Annotated in this window: 8 protein-coding genes; 7 read left to right on the forward strand and 1 reads right to left on the reverse strand. The window is 35.7% G+C overall.

Annotation, left to right across the window (positions count from 1 at the left end):
• The 7 genes from AC4J95_RS20780 to rbsK all read left to right on the forward strand — a co-directional run.
• Nucleotides 1-425: ECF transporter S component (locus tag AC4J95_RS20780; RefSeq protein WP_494551500.1), on the forward strand; the 425-nt coding region annotated here is incomplete at its 5' end.
• A 12-nt stretch (nucleotides 426-437) separates the two neighbouring features.
• Entirely contained in the window at nucleotides 438-1,202 is a 765-nt protein-coding gene (locus tag AC4J95_RS20785) for an energy-coupling factor transporter transmembrane component T (RefSeq protein ID WP_494551501.1), read from the forward strand.
• A 12-nt stretch (nucleotides 1,203-1,214) separates the two neighbouring features.
• Complete coding sequence (locus tag AC4J95_RS20790) at nucleotides 1,215-2,057, forward strand: energy-coupling factor ABC transporter ATP-binding protein (protein ID WP_494551502.1); 843 nt, start codon at nucleotides 1,215-1,217, stop codon at nucleotides 2,055-2,057.
• Nucleotides 2,047-2,856, forward strand: a complete 810-nt coding sequence (locus tag AC4J95_RS20795; RefSeq protein ID WP_494551503.1) for an energy-coupling factor ABC transporter ATP-binding protein — start codon at nucleotides 2,047-2,049, stop codon at nucleotides 2,854-2,856. Before AC4J95_RS20790 ends, AC4J95_RS20795 begins: the two co-directional genes overlap by 11 nt.
• Nucleotides 2,857-2,914: 58 nt before the next feature.
• Nucleotides 2,915-4,363, forward strand: a complete 1,449-nt coding sequence (locus tag AC4J95_RS20800) for an MFS transporter (RefSeq protein ID WP_494551504.1) — start codon at nucleotides 2,915-2,917, stop codon at nucleotides 4,361-4,363.
• Nucleotides 4,364-4,390: 27 nt separating this feature from the next.
• Complete coding sequence (locus tag AC4J95_RS20805) at nucleotides 4,391-5,338, forward strand: nucleoside hydrolase (RefSeq protein ID WP_494551505.1); 948 nt, start codon at nucleotides 4,391-4,393, stop codon at nucleotides 5,336-5,338.
• A 54-nt stretch (nucleotides 5,339-5,392) separates the two neighbouring features.
• On the forward strand, nucleotides 5,393-6,310 hold the full coding sequence (gene rbsK / locus AC4J95_RS20810) for a ribokinase (protein ID WP_494551506.1): 918 nt from the start codon (nucleotides 5,393-5,395) through the stop codon (nucleotides 6,308-6,310).
• Nucleotides 6,311-6,615: 305 nt separating this feature from the next.
• On the opposite strand, the gene AC4J95_RS20815 is transcribed toward rbsK, so the two are convergent.
• Nucleotides 6,616-7,059, reverse strand: a 444-nt coding sequence (locus AC4J95_RS20815; protein ID WP_494551507.1) for a transposase, incomplete at its 5' end; no start/stop codon positions are given.

Consider the following 7,059-nt stretch of genomic DNA (forward strand, 5'->3'; position numbering starts at 1 on the left):
CTAATCTATTTTTGGCAATTGTGACAAATCCAGTTTTTTTCCCTTATGCACTTGTCAGTATCTTATGTGGATTAGTAACAGGATATTTAGTAATGGCTGGCTTTTTTAAGAACCTCGGTGGAGCGATAGTCACTTGGTTAGCCTGTACGTTGACAAATTCTTTCACCTCATCTTTAATTACTATCTTTGTATATGGTGGAGCAACGGGCATTAACACAAGTTCATTGGCAACAGCAGCATTGATAGCAGCTACAAAAGAAATCGTTCTATCTGTATTTTCAACATCGTTAATAGAGAATTTAATTGATAAGGGATTAGTTTTTCTAATCGTCTATTGGTTGGTAAAAAAAATACCTAAACGTTTTTCTAGCCAATATGCGCCATTGGACAATGCTTCGCTGACCAATGTAAAAACGAAAAACTGAAGGTGAAATTTTGTGAAGACGAATAATAAAATATATGGATTTATTAGAGAGTTGAATCCGATAACTAAATTATTATTAGTCCTAAGTTTAGGAATAGGTTGTATGATCTATCCTAGTTCTTTCTTAGGATACTATCTGTTAGCAATTATTCTGATTCTTTCTTTTTCCATGGGAACAGGTAGAAAAGTTGGTTTATTGATACTGGGCTTCGGAATTCCAGTTACGTTGATGTTACTTTTTATCCAAGGATTATATAGTCCTAAAAATACGATAATTATAGCTAATTTAGGGTTTGCTAGCCTCGGTTTAGAAGGAACCTTGTATGCGTTAAAAATTTCTTCTACCTTATTAGTTTTTCTGACGACTTTTTATCTTTTTTTAAATACAACTAAAAATTCAGAAACAGTTGCTGCATTAACTCAATCGGGTCTAAATATGAAAATCGGCTATCTTATTTTGGCTAGCCTCAATGTTGTTCCGCAAATGCAAAGAAAAGTGAAAATTATTCAAGAAGCACAAGAATCTCGCGGTGTTGAAGTAACAGGTTCATTCTTACAACGAGCAAAAGCATTTCTACCGCTAATAGGACCGGTTGTTCTATCTTCTTTGACAGATGCTCAAGAGAGAGGGATGACCCTTGAGACAAGGGGCTTTAGTATTAAAGGGATCAAACCAACAACACTAATCGAAGTGAAGCATAGTCGAAGTGATACCTTTCTAAAAATAATATCTATATTTTTTCTATTGGTCTCTCTAATTGTTCGATTTTGGAAGTAGTGAGGTGATTAGATGAATAAATTAGTCGAAGCAATAAATTTTTCTTATCGCTACAATGAAGCTCCAAATACAGCTTTAAGGAACATAAGTTTCGAAGTTCAATCAGGAGATTTTGTTGCAGTAATAGGAGCTAACGGGGCTGGAAAGTCAACTTTGTGTAACGCATTGTCAGGATTAATTCCAAATTATTTTATTGGTCATACAGATGGAGAAATAAGAGTTAAAGGAAAAAGTATTTCAGATATTGGAGTTGGTGAGTTATCACAAACAGTTGGTCTAGTTTTTCAAAATCCGTTTAATCAACTATCCTATACAGCTGATACTGTAAGTGAGGAATTAGCTTTCGGGTTAGGAAATAGAGGGCTAACCAAAGAAACTATGATCGAAAAAATTAAAAGAGTAGCTGAAATAGTTCAGATTACTGACTTATTAAATAGAAATCCGTTAGAGCTTTCAGGAGGGCAAGTACAAAGAGTAGCTCTTGCTGCTGCAATTATTTTAGAGCCTCAGATTTTAATTTTAGATGAATGCACTACTCAACTAGATCCCGTGGGTAGTCAGCAAATCATGAAAACGGTTAAAACGCTGAATGAAAACGGTATGACGATCATAATGGTGGATCACGACATGGAGAAAATAGCTAGTTTGGCAAATAGAATTCTTGTAATGAAAGAAGGAAATTTAGTTTTGAATGATACCCCAGAAGGAGTATTTAGTAATCCACGACTAATGGAATATGGTGTGAGTGCTCCTGATTATTATGAAATAACAAAAGACTATTTTTCCAATTCGACTATTTTGACTGAGGAACAAGCTGTCAAAAGGTTGCAGGAGGTATTGATGAATGAGGATTGAAATAAAAAATCTTAGACATAAGTATTCTTCTGAAGATATTGCTTTGAATGGAATCAATACTATATTTGAAGGAATAGAACCAATTGCGATTATTGGTCAAAATGGTGCTGGAAAAACAACTTTTGTCAAACATTTAAATGGTCTATTAAGACCAACTGAAGGAGAGGTACTAATCAATGGTGAAAACATCGAGAAACATACAACGGCTTTTTGGTCTCGAAAAATCGGTTATGTCTTTCAAAACCCAGATAATCAATTGTTTTTGGAAAGTGTAAAAAAGGAATTTGAGTTTGGTCCAAAACAACAAGGCGTATCGAAAAAAGAAATCAATAAAAGGTTAGAAAAAATTGCTGATCTAGTAGGTTTAACTGATAAACTTTCCGTCCATCCATTCGATTTAAATGCGACAGAGAAAAAATTCTGTACAATCGGATCTATTCTAATGATGAATCCTGAAGTAATCATTTTAGATGAACCTACTTGTGGGCAAGATATCATAGGAAATCAGCGTTTAACTAGGATTATTGAAGCATTGAAATTCAATCATCAACTATGTCTAACAATTACTCATGATATGAAATTTGTTGTTAAAAATTTTGATCAAATCGTCGTTATGTCGCAAGGGAAAATATTAAAAAGAGGAACAAAAGAAGTAATTTTTTCTTCATCAGAAGTATTAGAAGCTAGTTATGTAAGTCCTCCACCAATTACAAGAGTGGGACAAAAATTAGGATTTTCAGAACCTGTTTTTAATAAGAATGAATTCCAGCAAGTTTTTGAGAAGAAGAGATTTGAATAAAGATAAATGGGTGAAGTTACCCTTTATATAGATACATTAAGAAAGCGGGGATAAAAACATGGATGCAACAAAAGAAAATGAGAGAATTATTGGTGTTCCGATACCAGAGGAGGGAAGTAAAGAGTTTGAGAAAATGAATCGAATGGCTAAAAAAGCTATTCCATTGATTTTATTGATATTTACATTTGGTATTTTGGAACAACAGGCTTTTGGTATGATTTTTGTCAATATTGGACAACAGTTGGGAGCCACCAACTTAGCTCCTTTAATCACTTCAATTCCAGGAATTATTTTAGGAATTGTCTGCGTAGTTTATGGAGCGCTAGGTGACTTTGTTTCATTGAAAAAAATGACATTATTTGGAGTAATTATTTTTGTTTTGGGTTCCATCATTGGCTTTGGGTTTGGACCTAGTAGTATTTGGGCAGTTGTTATTGCTCGAGTTTTACAATCTGCTGGTGGACAAGTGGCCGGTTCTGTCTTTTTAGTTCTAGTTTCAAAGTATATTGCAAAAGAAAATCGCGTAATTTATTATGGTATTTTTGTAGCGGTCTTTCGTTTTTCAGCAGCTTTAGGTGTTGTTGCCGCTGGATATATTACAAAAATTGATTGGCGTTGGTTGTTTGCTGTTCCAATTATTTCTGTTCTATTTATTCCTTCGTTAGCAAAAAATTTACCTGATGAACGTGCAGAAGGAGCAAATATTGATTGGATTGGTTTCATCTTGATTGGTGCATTCGCTGGCGCAATGACGATGTTTTTCACTGACATGAATGCATTTTGGGCTATCTCATCTGTTGTAACGTTAGTATTATTTATTGTTTATATTAATAAAGCGAAAAATCCTTTTATCACACCTGAATTTTTAAAAAATCCTGCATTGATAGCAACAATGTCAGTTATATTCATTGGATACTTCTTCAGCTACACATTAAACGCGGGTGTTAATGCTATCGGACTAAATGTTTTTGGCATTGATTCAGCAGAAGTATCATTGCTGTTGGTTGGTTCAATTTTATTGGCAGCGGTTTTAGGATTTGTTTGTGGGCCTGTTGTTAAAAAAATTGGCCGTTCAGCTGCTATTATTATGGCTCTAACTTTTATGGGGCTAGGTTTGTTAGCTATTGCCTTTGCTATTCCTCACGGTAAAGTTTGGGCGTTAGCATTTGCACCATGTATTTATTATTTTGGAACTTCATTCTTTTACTCACCAATTGTAGATACAGCAACTCTGACAGTTGCTCCTGAGGAATCTGGTCGTGTATTAGGTGTCAATGACTTGGTACAAGCTATCACTGGGTCAGTTGGTGTTGCCGTATTTGGAGGGATGATGTCTTCTGGTGTTATGTCCGGTAGTAGTGTTGTCGGTTCAGCAGCAGGAGCGGCTTCAACCTATGCAAATATTTTCTTAATTGGCGGTGTAATAGTATTAGCAGCGCTTGTGATATTTATTATCACTAAAAAAATGATTTACACTCACGGTGAAAAAATTCAACAAAATAAATAGGAATAATTAAGCATTGGAGGATTCAAAATGACAAAAAAAGTGATTTTAGATTGTGATCCAGGTCATGATGACGCATTAGCGTTATTGATGGCTATTGCTTCAGAAAAGATTGATTTATTAGCAGTTACTACATCAGCTGGGAATCAACTTCCAGAAAAAACATACATTAATGCCAAGAGATTATTAACACTGGCAAAAAGTGAAGGAATACCTGTTGCTAGAGGCGCGGAAAAGCCGTTGCGTCGTGAATTGATAATTGCAGATGATGTTCATGGTGAATCTGGTATAGATGGTGCCGAACTGCCAGAATCTACAATTGCTGATTTGGATATTTCAGCGAACGATCTGATAGCAAATATTCTAAGAGAATCAGATGAAAAGATTACTCTGATCGCTACTGGTCCATTAACAAACATTGCGATTTTCTTATTATCGCATCCTGAACTAAAAGAGAAAATCGAACTAATTTCCTTTATGGGAGGAGCATGTTTTGGCGGAAATATGACGCCTCATGCGGAATTTAACATCTATGTAGACCCTGAAGCGGCAGATATCGTAGTTAAATCAGGAGTTCCAGTTGCTATGTTTGGTTTAGATGTGACACTAAAAGCTCAATTATTTGAAGAAGACATCAAAGAAATTCGAAATATTGGGAATCAAGTAGCCACAACAATGGCTGATCTATTAGATTTTTTCAATTTAACAACTACACGACCATTTTGGGCTGATGAAACTCACGTTGAGGGTATCCATATGCATGATCCATGTGCTGTCGCTTATGTTATCGATCCAGACATGTTTACTGTATATCCAATGAATGTACAGGTAGAGACCAGTGATACACTAGCATTAGGTAGTACTGTAGTTGATTATGATGACGTGTATAAGAAAGACAAAAATGTTCAAGTTGCTTTTGATCTTGATTTAGATAATTTTAGAAAATTGACGATGGATACGATCAAGTATTTTTCGTAAGATAATTTATTATTGAATATATGCTAGTGAAGACAATTGGAGAGAAGTGCAGAGATGAATAAGATTACTGTAGTAGGAAGCATCAATTTGGATACAACGATTCGTACAGAGCAATTTCCAAAACCGGGAGAAACAATTCATTCAAAAGAAGTTTTTACGAATGGTGGTGGAAAAGGAGCGAATCAAGCAATTGCAGCAGTTAGAAGTGGTGCTCATGTGAATTTTATAGGAGCAGTAGGAAATGATGATGGTGGAAAAACGCTTGTAGATTTGCTTGAACAAGATGGAATCAATACATCAGGTATTGCTCATTTGGATAACGTAAGAACTGGAAGTGCTTATGTTACTGTTGATGATAGTGGTGAGAATAGTATTGTAATATACGGAGGTGCGAATCAAGAAATTTCAGATGAACACATTTTGAAGAATCAAGAAACGATTTCTTCGAGTGATTATCTAATTGCTCAATTGGAAACCAATAATGAGAGCATTGAAAGTAGTTTTGAAATTGCTCAACAAGCCTCCGTGTATACAATTCTTAACCCAGCTCCTGCACCTGAAAAGTTGCCTGAAAAAATAATTCGCTCAACAGATATCTTAGTACCTAATGAAATAGAACTGGAAACAATCGTTGGTTCTAAAATCACTAGTGAAAGTGATTTAGTTAATGCAGCATATAAAATTCACGAATTAGGTGTTAAGGTTCTCATTGTCACATTAGGAAGTAAAGGAGCATTCTTTTCTATTGCTGATGGAAAATCAGGAATGGTCCCTGCATTTGAAGTTCATGCGGTGGATACAACTGCTGCAGGAGATACATTCATCGGTGCGTTTGCATCAAAATTATCTCATAATTTACAAAATATCGAAGAAGCAATCACTTATGGAAGCAAAGCGGCCTCTCTGACAGTCCAACGGTACGGGGCTCAACCTTCTATACCCTATGAAGCAGAATTAACTATTGAAATATAGAATAAACTAGAGAGAAAAAACATACCAAGATTAGAGGGTAGAGTCAGTGACGGCTGATTCTACCCTCTAATTTAGTATGTTTTTTAGGAAATTATTCTAGTTTAGCCACTAGTGTTGCGCAAATATAGTCAGAATAACCTGAAAACTATCTCTCACTAAAATTTCCAAAAAGTCGAATGCTTACGCAACGGATGACTTTTCTCCAGAAAATTTTAGTGCCTATTTAAGTGAATTCGAATAGTGACGACAATTTATCTAGTTAAAATCAACCAGGTCGATGCCGTTCTAACCAGATTTCTGCAGATTCAAAACGCAGATAGTGGAAAGAACGTTTCAGCTGAAAGAGCGTCGCTGCCGAATTCAGTTCGATTTTGATGAGATAGGTTAATAATGTCGCAATCAGCGTAAGAATCACTTGATTGATCGCGCCTTGTTCGCTTCGTGAGTTCAATTTGTTCTAAGACGGTGATCGTTGTATTCGATTTTGTCCGGGTCACAAAGAAATACCCGTCATTGTGCAAGCGGTCCAGCAGCTTATAATCAAAATAGCCACGGTCTACAACATAAGTGGCTTCTGTTTTATCCACCAAGCATTCGAAATGATTTCGGTCATGTTCTTCGGCATTGGTGAGGGTAAAACGCTCTGGATATTGATTGTCTTTATCCAGATAGCAGAGATTTAAATGAAGCTTGATCCCAGCTTTTGTTTTCCGGAACTTCGCCCATGGAAAGCGAGTTTTATTGAGTGA

It is taken from the genome of Enterococcus sp. GPZ-007 (assembly GCF_059374735.1).